Source organism: Streptomyces sp. NBRC 110035, from assembly GCF_000829695.1.
In the GTDB taxonomy this organism is placed as follows: Bacteria; Actinomycetota; Actinomycetes; order Streptomycetales; family Streptomycetaceae; genus Streptomyces.
The window spans coordinates 35,524-55,352 of record NZ_BBNN01000047.1 but is presented as its reverse complement, the minus strand read 5'-3'; the positions used below and the strand labels follow the sequence as shown (position 1 = coordinate 55,352).

Annotated in this window: 16 protein-coding genes and 1 pseudogene; 11 read left to right on the top strand and 6 right to left on the bottom strand. The window is 70.2% G+C overall.

What is annotated here, in order from left to right; genetic code table 11:
* Positions 1–49: 49 nt before the first annotated feature.
* From TU30_RS29110 to TU30_RS29070, 10 genes are all read left to right on the top strand, one after another.
* On the top strand, positions 50–367 hold the full coding sequence (locus TU30_RS29110) for a hypothetical protein (RefSeq protein ID WP_042175671.1): 318 nt from the start codon (positions 50–52) through the stop codon (positions 365–367).
* Complete coding sequence (locus TU30_RS29105; protein WP_052479956.1) at positions 364–1,722, top strand: hypothetical protein; 1,359 nt, start codon at positions 364–366, stop codon at positions 1,720–1,722. Before TU30_RS29110 ends, TU30_RS29105 begins: the two co-directional genes overlap by 4 nt.
* Before the next feature lie 23 nt (positions 1,723–1,745).
* Positions 1,746–2,459, top strand: coding sequence for a hypothetical protein (locus tag TU30_RS36255; RefSeq protein WP_158719388.1), 714 nt, complete (start codon positions 1,746–1,748; stop codon positions 2,457–2,459).
* An 8-nt stretch (positions 2,460–2,467) separates the two neighbouring features.
* Complete coding sequence (locus tag TU30_RS29100; RefSeq protein WP_234308016.1) at positions 2,468–3,121, top strand: hypothetical protein; 654 nt, start codon at positions 2,468–2,470, stop codon at positions 3,119–3,121.
* 10 nt (positions 3,122–3,131) lie between these two features.
* Positions 3,132–4,019: an LLM class flavin-dependent oxidoreductase gene (locus tag TU30_RS29095; protein WP_042175667.1), complete on the top strand. Its 888-nt coding sequence runs from the start codon at positions 3,132–3,134 to the stop codon at positions 4,017–4,019.
* Positions 4,020–4,093: 74 nt separating this feature from the next.
* Positions 4,094–4,969, top strand: coding sequence for a methyltransferase domain-containing protein (locus TU30_RS29090; protein ID WP_078878599.1), 876 nt, complete (start codon positions 4,094–4,096; stop codon positions 4,967–4,969).
* Positions 4,970–5,802: 833 nt separating this feature from the next.
* Entirely contained in the window at positions 5,803–6,576 is a 774-nt protein-coding gene (locus tag TU30_RS29085; protein ID WP_042175646.1) for an isoprenyl transferase, read from the top strand.
* Positions 6,577–6,920: 344 nt separating this feature from the next.
* Complete coding sequence (locus TU30_RS29080) at positions 6,921–8,246, top strand: PhoH family protein (protein WP_042175644.1); 1,326 nt, start codon at positions 6,921–6,923, stop codon at positions 8,244–8,246.
* A gap of 437 nt (positions 8,247–8,683) precedes the next feature.
* A complete protein-coding gene (locus TU30_RS29075; RefSeq protein ID WP_078878596.1) occupies positions 8,684–9,427 on the top strand; it encodes a transglycosylase SLT domain-containing protein in 744 nt (247 codons plus the stop codon).
* Positions 9,428–9,570: 143 nt separating this feature from the next.
* Positions 9,571–11,046: an AI-2E family transporter gene (locus TU30_RS29070; RefSeq protein WP_042175641.1), complete on the top strand. Its 1,476-nt coding sequence runs from the start codon at positions 9,571–9,573 to the stop codon at positions 11,044–11,046.
* 136 nt (positions 11,047–11,182) lie between these two features.
* Here TU30_RS29070 and TU30_RS29065 read toward each other — a convergent pair.
* The 6 genes and pseudogenes from TU30_RS29065 to TU30_RS29040 form a co-directional block, all read right to left on the bottom strand.
* Positions 11,183–11,722, bottom strand: a pseudogene (locus tag TU30_RS29065) (carboxymuconolactone decarboxylase family protein); the annotation flags it as partial.
* A gap of 107 nt (positions 11,723–11,829) precedes the next feature.
* A complete protein-coding gene (locus TU30_RS29060; protein ID WP_042175785.1) occupies positions 11,830–14,148 on the bottom strand; it encodes an ABC transporter permease in 2,319 nt (772 codons plus the stop codon).
* Between the two features lie 104 nt (positions 14,149–14,252).
* Positions 14,253–14,942, bottom strand: a complete 690-nt coding sequence (locus TU30_RS29055) for an ABC transporter ATP-binding protein (protein ID WP_042175639.1) — start codon at positions 14,940–14,942, stop codon at positions 14,253–14,255.
* Positions 14,939–15,463 carry a PadR family transcriptional regulator gene (locus tag TU30_RS29050; RefSeq protein ID WP_042175635.1) on the bottom strand — a complete coding sequence of 175 codons (525 nt, stop codon included), beginning with the start codon at positions 15,461–15,463 and terminating at the stop codon, positions 14,939–14,941. The genes TU30_RS29055 and TU30_RS29050 overlap by 4 nt, the downstream gene beginning before the upstream one ends.
* Before the next feature lie 474 nt (positions 15,464–15,937).
* A complete protein-coding gene (locus TU30_RS29045) occupies positions 15,938–16,273 on the bottom strand; it encodes a hypothetical protein (RefSeq protein ID WP_042175633.1) in 336 nt (111 codons plus the stop codon).
* Entirely contained in the window at positions 16,270–17,226 is a 957-nt protein-coding gene (locus TU30_RS29040) for an SPFH domain-containing protein (protein ID WP_042175630.1), read from the bottom strand. Before TU30_RS29040 ends, TU30_RS29045 begins: the two co-directional genes overlap by 4 nt.
* A gap of 291 nt (positions 17,227–17,517) precedes the next feature.
* On the opposite strand from TU30_RS29040, the gene TU30_RS29035 reads away from it, so the two are divergent.
* Entirely contained in the window at positions 17,518–19,812 is a 2,295-nt protein-coding gene (locus tag TU30_RS29035) for a transglycosylase domain-containing protein (RefSeq protein WP_042175627.1), read from the top strand.
* Positions 19,813–19,829: the final 17 nt, after the last annotated feature.

The window sequence follows — 19,829 nt, the reverse complement described above, 5'->3', positions numbered from 1 at the left end:
CGTTCCTTCCATGGGTGCAGGTGGATCGGAAGAGAAGAGGGGTGCGCGTATGGCCGAGCCGCGGTTGGCTGTCGACGGGGACGAGCTCGGGCGGTTCATGAAGTCGCTGCGCAAGTCGGCGAGCTCGCTCCGGGGCGTACGGCAGGCGCTTGCCGACGGGACTGTCACCGGACTCGGCACGGACGATCTCGACCGTGCCTGCGAGCACTTCCAGGACGACTGGAAGTACGGGGCCGAGGAGATCGGCAAGCAGACCGAGGACCTCGCCGAGATCATCGGCAAGAGCAAGGACAGCTACCTCGAAGTCGACAAGGCGCTGGAAGCCGCGCTGAAAAAGGCTGGCAGTGGCAGAGGCGGCCGTACGTGACCGTCACCCACATCGACGACACCGGTGCGGCGCTCGATCCGAAGTCGAGGGCGGACCTCGGAAAACCCCAAGGGCTCAAGTCGGCACCCCGTATCCCGTACCCCGACTATCCGCACCTGGGCTTCAACCCCGTTCCGGGTGACACGGAGACCATCCGCGGACTGCACAAGAAGCTGAGCGGGTGCGCGAAGGTGCTCGAGGACACCCACGAGCTGGTCACCAAGCTGCTGGACGGCAGTTGCTGGAAAGGTGATGCCGCCGTCGCCTTCCGCGAACAACTCGACGACGGCCCGCTGCCACTGAACCTGAAGAACGCCGCGCGGTCCATTCGCAAGGCCGCCAAGCAGCTGAGCTGCTGGGAAAACGAGCTGGACGACTTCCAGCGGCGCGCGAAGCGGCTGGAGAGCGATGCCGAAGCCGCGCAGGCTGCGGTGGACCGGGCGAAGGGGCGTGCTGCCAGGGCGGAGGGTCATCCCGACCTGGAGGAGGAGAAGGGAAACGGGGACAGCCCGGCGCAGCGGGCACTGACCCGTGCCAATGCCGATGTCGAAGAGGCGCAGGCGGAGCTCGACAAGGTCATCGGCAAGGCGAAGAGACTGGCCGAGGAGCATGAGCGCCAGGCCATGCATCGCGCGACGAAGATCCGCGACGCGACGAAGAAGCTGGCGCCGCATGAGCCGGGCATGTTCGACAAGGCCCTCGACTGGCTGACGGACAACCTGCCGGACATCCTCAGCTTCACAGCGGGGCTGATCGTCGTCGCAGCCCTCCTCCTTTCCGGTCCGCTGGGGTGGAGCCTGGCGACTGTGGCGGTGCTCATGCTTACGTCTTCGGCGGTGAGTCTGACTGCTTTTGCGTTGCGGATTTCCGATCCTGAAGTGAGAGTTTCTCTATGGGATGGGGTCCGAAGTGGTGAGCTGGATGCCGACTTCTGGAGTAATTCGGTGTCAGTTGGTGCCGATCTTTTGGGGTCGCTACCTGGGGTCGGGGCGGTTGGTAAAGGAGGATGTGCAGGTATCCGGGCTGCACTGGCCAGCACCACAGGTGCCACCCTCGGCGATAGGGTGGCGGTGGTGGGAGTGAAAACTATGGATGAAGCAAAGATTGTGGCTGAACTCGGAAATTCGCTGGTTGCTCGGGCTGTACGAGGAGCGAGTAACCCAGAAGTCTCAGGCAAGGCTGTGGAGGGGGCGGCAGGAGTGGTTGGCATTGGTACTGCAGGGTTCGGTCTCCGTGACAAGCTGGTTGATGCGGACGACGACGGTGTGAAGGAGGGTGCAGTGGCCGGTATCGATGGTTCGCGCCTGCTGCTGGATTCTGGAGCGATCTACAGTCTTGCTCGTCATCTCTTCTGACGAGACCTAAAGAAAGGGAGCGGATGGGATCTGCCAGCCAGCCTACTGCTTGGGATTCATGGTCCACTCGTCTGGAATGGTCAAAAGTTCTTGCCGCGAGTTTAGCCGGTTTGGTTGCATGGGGTGGCGGCTGGGTAATCATGCTAGGGATTTCTGCGAATGGTCCGAACTGGCTTGTGTGGGTATTTATTCCCTTTTGGGTCTACGGGTTTTATCGAATGGTGTTGCAACTCCGCGGAATTCCAGTCGTGTTTAGTTTGCTGTGGATTCTCCGTGAATATCCCTGGCAGATCTACTACGAAGCGGCGCGAGGCATTGATGATCACCCGGACGCCGAAGCTCCTGGTATCTGGATCGAGCTCCCCGACCCCGCAGGTCGTTCAGATGCAGGGATCCCTCTGGTGTTCGTGAAGCATCATCGGGCGTTCTGGTGGTTGCGGCGTATCGGGGGGCCGCGTACGAAGCCTGCGCTCAAGGCGCGGTTGGAGCCTCTGTGGTTTGCGGGCGATCCACGGTTCCTCGGTGTTGTGGCCGTGTCCTCCCGGGACGGCAAGGCGCCGAGGCGTCTGCATTTCCTCTACCAACCGTCAGCCTTCGACGGGCGTGCCCCGCGCAGAAGTTGGGAGGGTGTGGAGCCGGCCGACCTTGAGCGCGCCCGTCGGGCCGGAGCGCGGTTCGCTGATGTCCCGTCCACTGCCGTCTCCGGTGCCAAGGGCAGCGAAGGGGCGGAGTCTTGAGCGGGCCCGTGATCGTCCTCGATGCCTCTGTCGCGGATCCCCTCGCCGAGCTGTGGTTCGTCGAGCCGGCGGGATTTCTCCCACTTCCCATGGACGCACTGCTTTCCGGCCCGAACTCCTCGGCAGGGGAAGGCTTGCGGGCCGCGGCTGCACCGCTTCTCGATGCCGCGCCCGACGAGACGGCCCGCCAGCAGTTCATCGCAGTTTTTGCCGCCGGTCAGCAACTCCTCTCCGCTCTCCGTGAAGCAGGTACCGTGCACTGTTCCGTGGGGCTGCATCGGGATGATGTGGGTGGGGTGGAGGGGCATGAGGCCGGGGGGCCGTTGTTTTCGTTGTTCACCGTTTCCTGGCGGGAGTTCGCGCCTGCGCCCCGGGGTGTCACCGCTGCCCGTGCCGTGACGGCCGGTGGCGGGCATCGGTGTGTTGAGTTCGTCGAGTTGGCCGCTGGGCCCGCCACGCTCAGCGAGTCGACCTCCACCCCCGGCAGTGAGAGCGGGCTGCCGCAGCGGTCGCTTCTCCAGGTGCATGCCCACCTTCCCCATCCGGACTGCCGGCGGCTCGCTGTCCTCACGCTCACCACCACGGCTCCGGCGCGGCGCGAGGAGTACCGGGCGATTCTGCGGGCGATCGCCGAGAGCGTCAGCTTCGAGAGGCCCGGGTAGGTACTTCGCCATGACCACACTTGGTGCGGTGTTCCGGCCGCAGCTTGCTCCTGAGCGTCTTCGTGCCGTTGCCCGCAGTGCGGAGGACGCCGGGCTGGACGAGTTGTGGTTGTGGGAGGACTGTTTCCGGGAGGGCGGGATCTCCACGGCCGCCGCCGCGCTGGCCTGGACGGAGCGGGTACGGATCGGGGTCGGGCTGCTCCCCGTGCCGTTGCGGAACGTTGCCGTCACGGCCATGGAGGCCGCCACCCTGCACCGGATGTTCCCGGGCCGGGCCGTCCTCGGTGTCGGGCACGGGGTACAGGACTGGATGGGGCAGGTCGGGGCCCGGGTCGAGTCTCCGGTGACGCTGTTGCGGGAGCATCTCGTCGCGCTGCGCGCCCTGCTGCGCGGGGAACGGCTCACCGTCGACGGGCGGTACGTCGCACTCGACGACGTCGCCCTCGACTGGCCGCCCGAGGGCGAGGTCGAGGTGCTCGCCGGGGCCACCGGGCCGCGTACCCTGCGGCTCACCGGCGAGGTCGCCGACGGCACGGTTCTCACGGCGTCCACCTCTCCCGAGGGTGTCCGGCGTGCCCGGCGTCTCATTGACGAGGGGCGCGCGGCGGCCGGGCGTGAGGCCGCGGCGCACACGGTCGTCGTCTACCTCCTCACCGCCACCGGACCCGGCGCCGAGGAGCGGCTCCGCGCCGAGTTGATCGCCGAAGGCGTCGGCTCCGGGCCCGGTCTCGGAGTGGCCGGGGACGCCGGTGCCGTCGCCGAGGCGGTCCAGCGGCTGGCCGGCGCCGGGGCCGACTCCGTGATCCTCCAGCCGACGGGGGACGAGCCGGACCCGGAGGGGTTCGTGCGGTTCGTCGCGGAGGAAGTGGCCAGGCGAATGAGGGCGACCGTGTCGTGAGCCGTCGGCGGTCCGGCCGGACCGCCCCGGGAAAACCGTGAGCGGATTTCGTGGCGTTCTGTGAGGATCGCGGGATGTCGCATGGGCGTCGCTCGGGCCGGTTCTCCGTCTCCTCGTTCCCCTCCTCGCGATCTTCTTCCTTGTCCTTTGACGAGCTGGTTGCCGAAGGTGCGGCCGTTCCCACCGAGGGGTGGGACTTCTCCTGGTTCGACGGGAGGGCCACCGAGGCGCGGCCCTCCTGGGGGTACGCGCGTGCACTGGCTGCTCGGCTGGGAGCGGAGCCGGGTGCGGCGGCCCGGACCGTGCTCGATGTGCAGACCGGGGGAGGGGAGGTACTGAGCCTCGCCCTCGACGCGGCCCGACGCGTCGCCCCCGACGGCCGTCGGCCCGCGCTCGTCGTCGCCACCGAAGGCTGGGTGCCCAACGCCGTGAAAGCCGCCGGGCTGCTCCGGGCGCGGGGTGGTTGCGTCGTCGCCGTCTCCGAGGACGCGTCCGCCCGTACGGCGTTCCCCTTCGCCGACGGGGCCTTCGATCTCGTCGTCAGCCGGCATCCCGTCGAAGCCCACTGGCGCGAGATCGCGCGCGTGCTGCGGCCCGGTGGGGGCTACTTCGCCCAGCACGTCGGGCCCGGCAGCGCCTACGAACTCGTCGAGCACTTCCTCGGGCCACAGTCGGACGAGCAGCGCAACGCCCGCCATCCCGAACGCGAACGCCGGGAGGCCGAGGCCGCCGGGCTGGAGATCGTCGACCTGCGGGCCGAACGCCTGCGCATGGAGTTCTACGACATCGCCGCCGTCGTGCACTTCCTGCGCAAGGTGATCTGGATGGTTCCGGGGTTCACCGTCGAGGCGTATCTGCCCCAGCTGCGTGCCCTGCACGAACGAATCCTGGCCGAGGGTGCGTTCGTCGCCCACAGCAGCCGTCACCTCTTCGACCTACGCAAGCCCTGAGACCCACGGAAACCCACCGAGGCCCACGGAAACCCGCTGAGGTGAGCCGAGACCTGCTAGGTCGGCCGAGACCCACCGGGCCGGCTCACGTGTGCGGTCTTCCCGCAGGGCGTCCCGTGCGTCCCGTGCGTCCGTCGGTGTCGCGCCCGACCCGCGCGGTGGAGGGAGCGCGCGATGCCCAGGGATGTCGTGCCGTCGCCCCGCCGCCGGCTCGTCGGTGGGTCAAGCGGGCGTTCCTCGCGGGTCACCCGTCGGAGGGGCAGCCGGAAGAGTGGTCGTGGCGGGGTTCCGCTGAGGGTGTGCCGCGTCACGCCGAACGGGATGACCCGCTATCACCGGTTTCCTCCGGGAGGAAAAGAAGTATTTCGGCCATCGGGGTGCCCGGAATGTGCACCTCCATGGCCATCGAGGCGTCGCCAGGTGATTTCGGAGAGTAGTTGTGGCACGCCGATGCGCGCAGCATCACTCACGAAGGGTTATGGTGGAAACCCCCCCTCGGGCCGGTCCGTATCCCCCCCACGGACCGGCCCGTTTTCTTTGCCCGCGTCCGGGGTCCGGCTGCGGGCCACCCCGCCCCGCCCCTGGGCGGTCATCGGGCAGGCGCCGGGCACGGGCACGGGCCCGCCCCACCCCCGACGCCGAGACCCCCATCGCTGACACCCCACCGCTGAGGCCCCCGGCGTTGAGGCTCCCCGCCTCCGCAGGGGTAGGCTTCGCCTCCGGGGGCTGCCATTGGGAGACGGAGTCCGCCCGCGGCCGAGTACCGGGCCGCATGCCGCGGACCGCGGCGGGTGCCGCCCCTGTCCGATCCGTACGGAGGGGCTGACGATCACGTGAACCTGCGTGACAAGCTGCGCGGCCTGCTGGTCAGGCTGTACGCACGCCGGGTGGAAGGCCACCTGGACCACGATCAGGTGCCGAAGCACATCGGCGTCATCATGGATGGCAACCGCCGTTGGGCGAAGGCCTCGGGTTCCAGCACCGTCCACGGCCACCGGGCCGGCGCGGACAAGATCGGTGAGTTCCTCGGCTGGTGCACCGAGACGGACGTCGAGGTCGTCACCCTCTGGCTGCTGTCGACGGACAACTTCGACCGGCCGGAGGAGGAGCTCGTCCCGCTGCTCGGCATCATCGAGGACGTCGTCCGCAGCCTCGCGGCCGACGGCCGCTGGCGGGTGCACCACGTCGGCAACCCCGACCTGCTGCCGGCCGGGATGCAGGCCAGCCTCAAGGAGGCCGAGTCGGCCACCGCGCAGGTCGACGGAATAGTGGTCAACGTCGCCATCGGCTACGGCGGTCGCCAGGAGATCGCCGACGCGGTGCGCTCCATGATTCTCGACGCCCATGAGAAGGGCACCTCGATGGAGGCGCTCGCCGAGGACGTCGACGTCGACATGATCGGACGTCACCTCTACACCCGGGCCCAGCCCGACCCGGACCTCGTCATCCGTACGAGCGGCGAGCAGCGGTTGTCCGGATTCATGCTGTGGCAGACCGCCCATTCGGAGTACTACTTCTGCGAGGTCTTCTGGCCGGCCTTCCGCAAGGTCGACTTCCTGCGCGCGATGCGCGACTACGCGGCCCGCCACCGGCGTTTCGGCGGCTGAGGCACCCGCCCCGCCGCCCCGTCACCACCCCGCTCCCGGACGGGGAACGCTGTGGAGGATCGGACGTAACGGGGAGTTCATCGGGGCGCCGCCCGGAGATCGGGCATGGCGGCGATGGTTCGAGGGCATAACTCAGACAGGTCGACACCCGAACCACGGGTGTCGGATCTCAGCGGGCGGCCCGGGGCCGCCCGCCCGGGAGGCCCTTTGCACCAGCCCGACCGTGCGGTCACGGCACGGACGAAGCAGCGGGGGGCCGGTTCTCGGCCCGTGCATCGGCGCCGTCAACCGGTCCAGCTCCGCTCCGTCGCTCCCCGACCTCTTCCGAGGGGGTACGTCCTTCCGTGGTGACCAGCACAAAGCGCCACAAGCCCGACCGGCGCACCTATGTCATCGACACCAGCGTCCTGCTGGCCGATCCCAATGCCCTGAGCCGCTTCGACGAGCACGAGGTCGTGCTCCCCGTCGTCGTGGTGACGGAACTGGAGGCCAAGCGGCACCATCCCGAACTCGGCTACTTCGCCCGGCAGGCCCTGCGCCTGCTCGACGACTTCCGGGTGCGGTACGGCCGCCTCGATGCTCCCCTCCCCATCGGGGATCTCGGCGGAACCCTGCGTGTCGAGCTCAACCACTCGGACCCCGGTCTGCTGCCCAGCGGCTACCGACTGGGGGACAACGACACCCGCATCCTCGCGGTCGCCCGCAATCTGCAGGCCGAGGGGTTCGACGTCACCGTCGTGTCGAAGGACCTCCCGCTCAGGATCAAGGCGTCCTCCGTGGGCCTCCTCGCCGAGGAGTACCGCGCCGAGCTCGCCGTCACGGACGCCTCCGGCTGGACCGGAATGTCCGAACTGACCCTGCCCGGCGAGCAGGTGGACGTCCTCTTCGAGGAGGGCCATGTCTACGTGCCCGAGGCGGCCGACCTGCCCGTGCACACGGGGCTGACCATCCAGTCGGAGCGCGGCAAGGCCCTCGGCCGGGTCACCCCCGAGGGCAACGTCCGGCTGGTGCGCGGTGACCGGGAGGCGTTCGGCATCAAGGGCCGCAGCGCCGAGCAGCGGATCGCGCTCGACCTGCTGCTCGACCCCGACGTGGGAATCCTGTCCCTCGGCGGCCGGGCCGGCACCGGAAAGTCGGCGCTGGCGCTGTGCGCGGGTCTGGAGGCGGTGCTCGAGCGCCGTCAGCACCAGAAGGTGATGGTCTTCCGCCCGCTGTACGCGGTGGGCGGGCAGGAGCTCGGCTATCTTCCCGGCAGCGAGGCCGAGAAGATGAGCCCCTGGGCGCAGGCCGTCTTCGACACGCTGTCGGCGGTCACCAGCCGTGAGGTCATCGAGGAGGTCACCGCGCGCGGCATGCTGGAGGTCCTGCCGCTCACGCACATCCGGGGCCGCTCGCTGCACGACGCGTTCGTGATCGTGGACGAGGCCCAGTCGCTGGAACGGAACGTCCTGCTGACCGTCCTGTCCCGGATCGGCGCCAATTCGCGGGTCGTCCTGACCCACGACGTCGCCCAGCGGGACAACCTCAGGGTGGGCCGGTACGACGGTGTGGTCGCCGTCGTCGAGAAACTGAAGGGCCATCCGCTCTTCGCCCACGTGACCCTGAACCGGTCCGAGAGGTCCCAGATCGCCGCGCTCGTGACCGAAATGCTGGAGGACGGGCACATCTGAGCGGTCTGAGTGGTCCGAGTGGTATGGGGTCCGGGCGGTCCGGGTGATCTGAACCGTCTGCCCCGTCTGATGAGTTGACGCCGTCCGGAAAGGCGAAGAGCCTAGCCGGGCGGCGTCGGCGCGCGTGTGGCTTTCCGCTGATCGACCGGGTCAAACGGGATGTGAGCTTTCACACTCGCGATGGAATTGCCTCCCGGCTCCGTATTACGGCAGAGTCTCATTCCTGTCAGGCCCCGCATGCGACACAGCCCCGCCCCCAGCGGTGGGGCGCCACATGAGCACCAGCATCAACTCCATAGCGTCGTCGTATGCCGCCCGAGCACCACGCGGCGCTCCCGTTCGGGAGTTGCCCACCGGGCCCGTGCCTCCCGTGACCCGAGTTGGGGAGGACAGTGCCAGGGGCACGATTGCGTCCGCGAGGGTCACCGAAGCGGTCGATGCTGGAAGGAAACCGTGTGAGCCGGATTTCGGTCCGGGGATTCGCAGTGGCTTCGGCCACCGCGGTCACCGCTGTCGGAAGTGTCGTCGGTGTTGCGTCGGGCAGTGTGGCGCAGGCCAATAATGACGCCGAGGCGACGGCGGCCGGCACCACGCTGCTCGCGGACATCCCCGCGGGCCAGCAGGTCGAGGTGCAGACCGCGTCCCTGACGCAGCAGGCCGAAACCATGGCCATCGCCGCGGACACGAGCGCCAAGAAGGACGCGGAGGAAGCGGCCCGCAAGGCAGCCGCCGAGACCGCGATCGCCAAGAAGCAGGAAGCCGCCGAGAAAGCGGCCAAGGCGGCCAAGGCGGAGCAGGAAGCCAAGGAGCGCGAGGAGGCCGAGAAGGCCGCCAGCCGTTCCAAGACGGCCTCCGCGTCCGCCGCCGACTTCGCGGTCCAGAGCTCGTACAGCGTCGCCGAGGTCCAGGCGATGGCCCGGCAGATGATTCCGGCCGACCAGTTCCAGTGCTTCAGCAACATCGTGGACCACGAGTCCACCTGGAACTACAAGGCTGTCAACCCCTCCTCCGGCGCCTACGGTCTCGTCCAGGCGCTGCCGGGAACCAAGATGGCCTCCGCCGGCGCCGACTGGCAGACCAACCCGGCGACCCAGATCAAGTGGGGCCTCAACTACATGAACGACCGCTACGGAAGCCCCTGCGGCGCCTGGTCGTTCTGGCAGGCCAACAACTGGTACTAGAGCCCGGCCCGGTACCAGCCCCGCTCGACCACGGCAGAGCCCCGCACCGTCCTACGGTGCGGGGCTCTCGCCATGTACGGTCTGATCGGTGGCCCCAGGGGCAGTGGGGAGTGATGGGGAGAACCGGGGGAAGAGGACGCATCATGTCGCACGTGCCAGGATGGCTCGGCCGGATCGGAGCCGGACTGACCGAGGTGAGCAGGCGGTTGGAGGAACGCCGCGCCGAGATGGAACGGGAGAACCGGGCACGCCCCGAACCCGACGCCACGCCCGGATCGGCCGCCCCCTCCCAGGCCCTCGCCCCCTCCGAGGCCTCCACCACCCCCGCCGAACCCGCCGAACCCGCCGACCGGGCACCCGGGCCACCGGGCGACCACGGCCCCGCGGCGGCTCCCACCCTTGTCCTCCCCTCCCGTCCCGACCCCGCGCACGCCGTGCCCTGGGGCGTGCGGGTCGCCGCCGAGGCCGGCTGGCGCCTGCTGGTGCTCGCGGGGACGGTCTGGGTGCTCATGCGGGTCATCGGCGCCGTCCAGCTCGTGGTGCTGGCCTTCGCCGCCGCGCTGCTGATCACGGCACTGCTCCAGCCGACGGTGGCCCGGCTGCGGAAGATCGGGCTGCCGCGCGGACCGGCCACGGCGCTGACCGCGCTGTTCGGGTTCGTCGTCATCGGCCTCATAGGGTGGTTCGTGACCTGGCAGGTCATGGAGAACATCGACACCCTCTCCGACCAGATCCAGGACGGCATCGACGAGCTGCGCAACTGGCTGCTCAACAGCCCTTTCCACGTCACCGACCGCCAGATCAACGACATCGCCAAGAACCTGCGCGAGGCGGTCGGCGACAACACCGAGCAGATCACCTCGGCGGGCCTGGAAGGCGTGACGGTCGTCGTCGAGGCGCTCACCGGCATCCTGCTCGCGGTCTTCTCGACGCTGTTCCTGCTCTACGACGGCAAGCGCATCTGGGAGTGGACGCTGAAGCTGGTGCCCGCCGCCGCCCGTCCGGGCGTCGCCGGCGCCGGACCGGCCGCGTGGCGGACGCTGACGGCGTATGTGCGCGGCACGGTGATAGTGGCACTGATCGACGCGATCTTCATCGGCCTCGGCATCTACTTCCTGGACGTGCCGATGGCGGTGCCGCTCGCCGTCTTCATCTTCCTGTTCGCCTTCATCCCGCTCGTCGGCGCGGTGGTCTCGGGCGCGCTGGCGGTCGTCGTCGGCCTGGTCACCCAGGGCGTGTTCACGGCCGTCATGACGCTGGTGGTGGTCCTGGCGGTGCAGCAGATCGAGGGCCACATCCTCCAGCCGTTCATCCTCGGCCGCGCGGTCCGCGTCCACCCGCTCGCGGTGGTCCTGGCGGTCGCCACCGGAGGCATGGTGGCGGGGATCGGCGGTGCGGTGGTCGCCGTACCGCTGGTCGCGGTGACCAACACCGTCGTGGTCTACCTCCGCGCGTACGCCCAGGAGCCGGCCGCGCGACTCGCCCCGAAGCCCCGGGGTGCCACGGCGGCGTCGGCGGCCATGAACCACCCCGTGCCACCGGCCCCGCCGGCGTCACCCGCCGGGCCCAAGCCGCCGGAGGACGGCAGGGACACGCGAGCGGAGGACGGGCGGGAGTAGGCGGCCGCTCCGTCCCCGACTGCCGCCGCCGGTGGGGTCGATGCACGCGGAGTCACTTTCCGAGGTTCCCAGGATCTCCGGGGCCCCCGACGCTTCCGGTGCTCCCGCTGCCTCCGGGTTCCCCGGGGCCCTCGAGGTCCGCGAGGGTCGACTCCGCCTCCAGGGTGGTGGCGACGGCCTGGATCACCGCGGCGATCCTGACGGCCTCCTGGACGACCTCGCGTTCGACGCCCGCCCCGCGCAGGGCCGATTCGTGCGCGTCGAGGCACAGCCCGCAGCCGTTGACCGCGGAGACCGCGAACGCCCAGAACTCGAAGTCGGTCCGGTCGACGCCCGGGTCGGCGAGGACGTTCATCCGCAGGCCCGCGCGCAGGGTGCCGTACTCCTCGTCCGACAGCAGGTGGCGGGTCCGGAAGAAGACGTTGTTCAGGGCCATCACCGAAGCGGTGGTCTTCGCCGCCCGGTAGGCCTCGGGCGACAGCACCGCCCTCGCCTCCGGTGCCAGCTCGCGCAGCACGACGGCCGAGCGTGAGGCGATCGCCGCCGACAGCACCGTCCCCCACAGCCGTTGGAGCGGCAGGTCCGAGGCGCCGATGACCGAGTCCAGGTTGCGCCTCAGGTCCCGGGCGTAGCCGGGGAGGCGGGACTTGAGGGACTCGACGGACGCGAACGACATGGGAACGCTCCTGGTGGAAGGGTGGGCCGAACGCGGTCCATGCTGCCAGGACCGGGCTGCCGGGACCGGGCATCCCGTGCCGCCCGGGACCGGCCGTCCCGCCCCGGTCACTCCGTGCGCAGGCCGTCCGGCCGCATCATGCGCAGGAGGGGCGGCAGGCTCAGCAACGTCACCACCACGACGACACCCGCACCGACACCCGTCATCTGCAACAGGCTCGCCCAGTCCATCCGTACCGGTGCAGACGTCATCCGCAGCAGGACGGCGCCCAGCGTGACCCCCACCGCCGAGGCCAGCAGCAGCCCCAGACCGATCGGCACGGCCGTCTGCCACAGCACGGACAGGCTCAGCGTGCGCCTGCGGGTACCGAAGGCGACCAGCGCCGACAGCAGCTTGCGGCGTTCGCGCAACTGCTCCAGCTGCGAGACCAGCAGACTCGCCCCGATCAACGCCAGGACGCAGGTCGCGCCGACGAACAGGCCGGTGCGGATCGAGTCGTAGCTCCCGGAACGCTCGGTGGCGTTCCACCTGATCGCGTCCGTCAGCGGATGGATCGCGGCGGCCGTGTTCCGCACGTGCTCCATGGCGTACGGTACCGAGTCGTCGATCCCGAGGTAGAACTGACCGGAGAGCGTGCCGGTCATCCCCGCCGTCATCGCGCCCGGCGTCAGCAGGAAGCCGCTGCTCTCATTGCCCACCGGGTCCGGAATCGACCGGGCCTGCTTGACCCCCGCGGGAACCGTCCAGGTGACGCTCTCGCCGTAGCCGGAGGGGGCCGAGGGATCGGGCACCTCGAGGTAGAGGTCCCGGCCCGGTTCGTTCAGCGTCGGGGTGCCGGTGTCGTACTCGGCGCCGGACACCGCGAACACGTCGCCGTCCCGGCACGAGGGGAGCTCCGCCACCGTGCGCAGGGTCGCGCAGTCGGCGACGGCCAGTGCGGCGCTGCTCTCCGGCTCCTGCTGCCAGGGCTTGTCGGCGAGGTAGCCGTGGGACAGCGCGTAGACCTTGTTCACCCCCTTGGTGTCCGCCAGCTTCGCGGCGGCGGGGGCGAGCTCCTGGCCGTCCGGCAACTCCACCTGCACCTGGGCCAGCGACACGTCGAACCCGGTGTCCTCGGTGTAGTCGCCCTCGACGCCGGCGAACAGCATCTGGAGCGCGATCGCGCCGGCCACCGCCACCGCGATCCCGTTGACCATCCGGGCCGCCGCGCCGCTGCTGAGCTGAAGCCGGCGCACCGCCAGCTGCCACGACAGGCTGCCCTTGCCGAGCCGGGAGACGACCGTCTCCACGATCCACGGCAGCAGCGCGGTGATCCCGATGAGCAGCAGCAGGACACCGCCGGCGACCAGGTACTCGTTGAATTCCCCGTTCTCGCGGCCCTGCCCGACCATCGGGTAGAGCATCGCGATGCCGGCCAGCGGCAGCAGCAGCCGCCACCACAGCCGGCGCCGGGGCGGACGCACCGTACGGACCACGCCCAGCGGTTCGACGACGACCCCGCGCAGGGCGAGCAGCGTCACCAGCACCGCGGCCGCCGGGACCGCTGTCGCGACCAGCAGGGCCAGCAGCGGCGAAGGGTTCAGGTAACCCGGGAAGACGCTGATTCCGAAGATCTCGACCGAGGCGGCCAGCTGACGGCCGATCAGGAAGAACCCCGTGCCGAGGACCAGGCCGAGCAGCGCTCCGGCGAGCGCCTCGCCCCCCGCGATCCGCCGGGTGCTCGCCGCGTCGGAGCCGACCAGCCGCAGTGCCGCCAGCCGGCGGTCGCGCCGCTCGCCGCCGAACCGCACGGCCGTGGCGATGAACACGGCGACCGGCGTCAGCAGCACCACGAGGACGACCAGGATCAGCAGCGTGAGCACCGGGTCGTTCTCTTCTTCGGAGATCTGCCCGGGAGGCGAGCCGAAGCCGTCCAGGCGCACCGCCGACGTGCTGCCGATCCGGTCCGCGAGCCCCGTGGCGCCTGTGTAATAGGCGAGCTCCTGCGAGCCGATGAGCCCCTGCTCCCCGATCGTCCCCACGATGTCGTACGGCAGCCGCTCGCGCAGCAGCCCGGTGCCGTCCGACGCGAGGAGCTCCTTCAGGGCGGGGGAGACCACCATCTCACCGGCCGCCGGGAACCCGCTCAGGCCCGGCGGCAGCGGGGTCTTCGGGCCTTCCGGTTCCATGATCCGGCCACGGATGTGCCGGTCCCGGAACTCGGTGTCGGTCCGCGCGACGACCAGCGTGTCGTCGGCCTTCGGCATGACCTCGCTGGCGAAGGGCCAGTCCAGGCGCGCCTCCTCCCGCCGGTCCCGCTCCGTCAGTACACCGGGCAGCGCGGAGCAGAGCAGCAGCAGTGCCACGCCGAGACCGACGCCGACGCCGGTGAGCAGCGCCCTGATCCATCCCTCGCGCCCGCCGGCCAGGGCGAAGCGGACACCCATGCCCAGGTCCCGGACCACTGTCCGGGCCTTCGACTCCCCCCGGGCTGCGGAGACGGGTGCGGAGGGGGCCTGGGGGGCGGTGCGGGCGCGCTCCTTGGTCCCGCTCATACGGCGTGCTCCATGTCCCGGGACTTCCCGTCGCGTACGACGACCTCGCGGTCGGAGTACGCGGCCACCCGCGCCTCGTGCGTGACCAGGACGACGGCGGCGTTGGTGGACCGGGCGGCGTCGGTGAGCAGTTCCATCACGCGTTCGCCGTTGAGCGAGTCCAGGGCGCCGGTCGGCTCGTCGGCGAACAGCACCCGCGGGCCGGTGACCAGCGACCGGGCCACGGCGACCCGCTGCCCCTGGCCGCCGGAGACCTCGCCGGGCCGCTTCGCGCGGACGTCGTCGACCTCCAGCCGCTCGAGCCAGACCAGGGCGGCCCGCTCGGCCTCCTTGCGGGGTGTGCCGTTCAGCCGCATCGGCAGCGCGACGTTCTCCACGCAGGTCAGTTCCGGCACGAGCTGCCCGAACTGGAACACGAAGCCGAACTCCGAGCGCCTGAGCCTGGAGCGCTCGGAGTCGTTCATCGCGGTCAGTTCGCGCCCGCCGTACGTGATCGAGCCGGAGTCGGGCGTCACGATCCCGGCGAGGCAGTGCAGCAGGGTCGACTTGCCCGACCCGGAGGGGCCCATCACGGCCACGACCTCGCCGGGGTGGATGGAGAACGCGGCCCCGTCGAGCGCGGGGGTCGGCCCGTACGCCTTGCGCAGGTCCTGGGCGGTGAGCAGGGATCCGGCGGGGATCGTCATCGGGAGACCGCCTCACGGAGTTTGTCGAGGCGCGCGGCGGTGAGTTCCAGCCAGCGCAGGTCGGCCTCGAGGTGGAACAGGGCGTGGTCGCAGATGAGCTGGTCGGCCAGGTCGCCCCGGCGCTTGCGCTCGGTGAGGGCGCGCATGCCGCGCAGGTGCTCGGAGCGCTGGATGTCGAGGATGTCGGCGGCGTCGCGGCTGGTGAGCAGCGCGAGGACGACCTTGGTGTAGAGCGTCGACTGGAGGTACGGCTCCGGCTTCTCCGGCGTGGCGAGCCAGCGGGCGACGTCGGTGACGCCTGCCTCGGTGATCGCGTACCGCTTGCGCTCGGGGCCGTCGCCGGCCTCGATGCTGTCGACTTCGACGAGTCCGTTCTTCAGCAGGCGGGACATCGTCGAGTAGACCTGGCCGTAGTGCAGGGGCCGGTCCTGACCGAACTTCGCGTCGAAGGCCCGTTTCAGGTCGTAACCGTGGCGCGGGCCGGACTCCAGGAGTCCGAGGAGTGTGTGACCGATGGACATGGCGAGCACTCTACACAGTGTGTATACGTGCCGCGTATACGCCGAGTGTGTACATCGGGGGCAGCGGTGTCGAAGCCCAGGTGGGGGACGGATGTCACGGTTCTGTCACCGGCGTGGGGAGAGGGCTCGGGCTGAGGGTGTCGAGGGCCCGGGGCGGATGGCGGCCGGGGCCTGGGGTGAGGAGCCTGAGGGGGTCCGGGAGCTGGAGCTGGAGCTGGAGGGAGGCCGGAGGTGGCGAGGACCGGGGTCCGGTGAGGGTGGGCCGGAAAGGCCGGTCGTCGGAGCCTGGGGTGAGTGGCCGGGTCCGGATCCGGGGTGCTCGGGACGGCGGGGCTTGTCCGGGTTCTCGGGTGGTGGGTGTGCGGGCTGGGGCTGCCTGGGTGGCGGGGGTGGGGGGCCTGGGGCCCGGAGGAGGTGGGGCGGAGGAGCGATCGTCGGAGCCCGGGGTGGATCACCGGGCCCGGGAGGTTCGGGTCAGCGGGGTTCGGAGGGGTTCTCGGGCTGCTGCGGGGGCGGCGGCTGTGCGGACGGCTGCTCGGGCGACGGCTGTGCGGGCGCGGCCGGCGGCTGGACGGGTGGGCGCCCCCGGCGGGGCAGGGGGCCTGCCCCGCCGGGCAGCCGGCCCGCCTCCGCGAGCGCCCGCCGCAGCAGGAACTCGATCTGCGCGTTCGCCGAGCGCAGCTCGTCGTTCGCCCACCGCGCCAGCGCCTCGTACACCAGCGGGTCCAGCCGCAGCAGCACCTGCTTGCGCTGCTGCTGCGGCCTGCGCCGAGGGGTCTGGCCCCCGGGGGAGTCGGAGGGGGCGGTCACTGGTAGAGGGATCCGGTGTTGAGGACCGGCTGGGCCGCGCGGTCACCGCACAGGACCACCATCAGGTTGGACACCATCGCGGCCTTGCGCTCGGAGTCCAGCTCGACGATGTCCTGCTCGGCGATCCGGGCCAGCGCCGTCTCGACCATGCCCACGGCGCCCTCCACGATCAGCTGCCGGGCCGCGACGACCGCGCCCGCCTGCTGCCGCTGGAGCATCGCCGAGGCGATCTCGGGGGCGTAGGCGAGGTGGGTGAAGCGGGACTCGATGATCTCGACGCCGGCCGCGTCCACGCGTGCGCGCAGCTCGACCGCGAGCTTCTCGGTGATCTCCTCGGCGTTGCCGCGCAGCGAGAGGCCGTCCTCCTCGTGGGCGTCGTACGGGTACTCGATGGCGATGTGCCGGACGGCTGCCTCGGTCTGGGTGGAGACGAACTCGATGTAGTCGTCCACCTCGAAGGTGGCCTGCGCGGTGTCCGCCACCCGCCACACCACGACGGAGGCCAGCTCGATCGGGTTGCCGTAGGCGTCGTTCACCTTGAGGACCGCGGTCTCGTGGTTGCGGACCCGGGTCGAGATCTTGACGCGCGAGGTGAGGGGGTTCACCCAGCGCAGGCCGTCCTGGCGGATCGTGCCCCGGTAGCGCCCGAAGAGCTGGACCACCCGGGCCTCGCCCGGCGCCACCATGTTCAGTCCGCACATGGCGAGGAACGCGGCGAGGGCGATCAGGACGCCGAAGACGATCAGCAGGGCCTTTCCGGCGGTCGTGGTGACCGCCGTGGCGCCGACGACCATCCCGATGCCGAGCAGCAGTCCGACCAGGCCGAGTGTCAGGGCGAGCCCGCCGCCGATGCTGTGCGCCACCGTCTCCCGCACGCGCGGGGCCGGCATCTCGGGGACGTCGGCCGCGGCCGGTGCGGCCTGTGCCGCTGTCTGGGTGTCGTGTGTGGACATGGGTGATCCCCCGTATCTCGGGGCGCCGCGGCGCGACCTGGATGCCGCTGGCGCCTGTCTATCCAAGTGATATCACTTTAACGTTTCGCGGCAGCCGTGAACAGGTTTCGCACGTCGGTTCTGGTGAGGCGGGAGGAGGTTCCGGTGGGGAGGGTGCTGATTGTCACGCCCGTAAAGGCCGGATCAGTCGATGTTTGTCATAGCTTCCGGTGTTAGCTTGCGGAGTTGACCTGAGCGGCGAACCCGTGTGCATCGCCAGCACACACGAACGAAGCGGAGCAGAGCGGACCCATGGGACGAGCGGAAGAACGACGCGCACGGCAGCGCGGTGGGCACCGTGCGGCATCCGAGGGCCGTTCGTCGGGCGGGAACGGCCCGGGCCGGATACGCCGCCTCTTCACCTGGAAGAAGATCCTCGGCACGGCCTTCGGCCTCTGCCTGCTCGGCATGGGCGCCTTCATCGTGCTGTACATGGTGATCGACATCCCCGAGGGGAACGCCGACGCCCAGCAGCAGAGCAACGTCTACAAGTACAGCGACGGCTCGGTCATGGCCCGCGACGGCGAGGTCAACCGTGAGGTCGTCGACCTGGCGCAGGTCCCCAAGCCGGTCCAGCGGGCGTTCGTCGCCGCCGAGAACAAGACGTTCTACCAGGACGCCGGCGTCGACCTCAAGGGCACCGCGCGCGGTCTGCTCAACACCGTGGCAGGCAAGGGCGCGCAGGGTGGTTCGACGATCACCCAGCAGTACGTGAAGAACTACTACCTGACCCAGGAGCAGACGGTCTCGCGCAAGCTCCAGGAGCTCGTCATCTCCCTGAAGCTGGACCGGGAGAAGTCCAAGGACCACATCCTCGCCGGCTACATGAACACCAGCTACTACGGCCGCGGCGCCTACGGTGTCCAGGCCGCCGCCCAGGCCTACTACCGGGTCGACGCCGAGGACCTGACCGCCGAGCAGGGCGCCTACCTCGCCGCACTCCTCCAGGCACCGAGCCAGTACGACTGGGCGGTGGCCTCGGACACCGGCAAGAAGCTCGTCAAGAACCGCTGGAACTACGTCCTGGACAACATGGTCGAGGAGAAGTGGCTGGACGCCGCCGAGCGGTCCGGCATGGAGTTCCCGGTGCCCAAGGACCCCAAGGGCAATCCGGGCCAGGCCGGCCAGGTCGGCTACCTGGTGAACGAGGCCAACGCCGCGCTGAAGCGCCGGCTGGTCGACCAGGGCACCGCCGCGGACGCCAAGGAGGCCGACGCCCTGGTCGACCTCGGCGGCTGGACCGTCACCCTCAACATCGACAAGAGGAATCAGAAGGCGCTGGAGGAGGCGGTCCAGACCCAGCTCACCGGCAAGCTGGACGCCGGGGAGCGCGAGGTCGACGCCGACGTCCAGGCCGGCGCCGTCTCCGTGGACCCGAAGACCGGCGCGGTCGTGGCGATGTACGGCGGCGTGGACTACCTCAAGCACTTCACGAACAACGCGACCCGCTCCGACTACCAGCCCGCCTCCACCTTCAAGCCGGTGATCCTGGCCGCCGCCGTCGAGGAGGAGGCCGAGACGCAGGACGGCCGGCCGATCGCGGCCGGCACCGTCTACGACGGCACCAGCAAGCGCCCCGTCGAGGACGACGGCACGAAGGTCGGCTTCGCCCCGGAGAACGAGGACGACAAGGACTACGGCGACATCACCGTCCAGACGGCCATGAACAGGTCCGTCAACTCCGTCTTCGCGCAGATGGGCGTCGACGTCGGCATGGAGAAGGTGATGGAGACCGCGGGCAGGCTCGGCATGGACGCCGAGGACCTGGAGGCGGTGCCCGCCCAGACCCTGGGCTCCATGGGCGCGAGCCCGCTGGACATGGCCGCCGTGTACGCCACCCTCGACAACCACGGCGAGCGCACCACCCCGACGCTCATCAAGTCGGCGGAGCACCTCAACCGCACCGTCACCATCCCGGACGCCGTCGGCGAGCAGGCCATCAGCCGTGAGGCCGCCGACACGGTGACCTCGGTCCTGACCGGCGTGGTCGACGACGGCACCGCGCAGGCCTCGGTCCGGGACAACCCGCTGCGCGACGGTCAGCCGGTCGCCGGCAAGACGGGCACCTCCGACAACAACAAGTCGGCCTGGTTCGCCGGCTACACCCCCGACCTGGTCACCACGGTCGGCCTGTTCGGCGAGGACGACAAGGCCCCGCACCCGCAGGTCGAGATGTACGGTGCGGGCGGCCAGGACCGGGTCAACGGAGGCGGCTTCCCGGCGCAGATCTGGGCCGCGTACACCTTCGGCGTGATGGAGGAGACCAGCAGGTTCGACCTGGAGACCGACCAGGGAGCGGCCGTCGCCCCGTCCCCGTCCTCGTCGGCGCCCGCGTCGCCGTCCCAGTCGCCCACCGAGGAACCGACGACCGGGGAACCGACCACGCAGGCCCCGACGACCGAGGAACCGACGACCGAGGAACCGACGACCGAGCCCCCGGCCGAGGAGCCGACGACCACACCGCCGTCGTCGCCGGCCTCCACCCCGCCCACCGACGAGATCCCGCCCGACCCGGACGAGACACCGGACGGCGGGGAGCAGCAGTAGGCGGGAAGACGCATGAG

Coding starts and splice junctions, on each gene's coding strand:
- TU30_RS36255 (WP_158719388.1), top strand. CDS start 1,746: ATGGGATCTGCCAGCCAGCCTACTGCTTGGGATTCATGGTCCACTCGT.
- TU30_RS29070 (WP_042175641.1), top strand. CDS start 9,571: ATGTCGCACGTGCCAGGATGGCTCGGCCGGATCGGAGCCGGACTGACC.
- TU30_RS29035 (WP_042175627.1), top strand. CDS start 17,518: ATGGGACGAGCGGAAGAACGACGCGCACGGCAGCGCGGTGGGCACCGT.
- TU30_RS29060 (WP_042175785.1), bottom strand. CDS start 14,148: ATGGGTGTCCGCTTCGCCCTGGCCGGCGGGCGCGAGGGATGGATCAGG.
- TU30_RS29110 (WP_042175671.1), top strand. CDS start 50: ATGGCCGAGCCGCGGTTGGCTGTCGACGGGGACGAGCTCGGGCGGTTC.
- TU30_RS29095 (WP_042175667.1), top strand. CDS start 3,132: ATGACCACACTTGGTGCGGTGTTCCGGCCGCAGCTTGCTCCTGAGCGT.
- TU30_RS29090 (WP_078878599.1), top strand. CDS start 4,094: ATGTCGCATGGGCGTCGCTCGGGCCGGTTCTCCGTCTCCTCGTTCCCC.
- TU30_RS29040 (WP_042175630.1), bottom strand. CDS start 17,226: ATGTCCACACACGACACCCAGACAGCGGCACAGGCCGCACCGGCCGCG.
- TU30_RS29050 (WP_042175635.1), bottom strand. CDS start 15,463: ATGTCCATCGGTCACACACTCCTCGGACTCCTGGAGTCCGGCCCGCGC.
- TU30_RS29075 (WP_078878596.1), top strand. CDS start 8,684: ATGCTGGAAGGAAACCGTGTGAGCCGGATTTCGGTCCGGGGATTCGCA.
- TU30_RS29055 (WP_042175639.1), bottom strand. CDS start 14,942: ATGACGATCCCCGCCGGATCCCTGCTCACCGCCCAGGACCTGCGCAAG.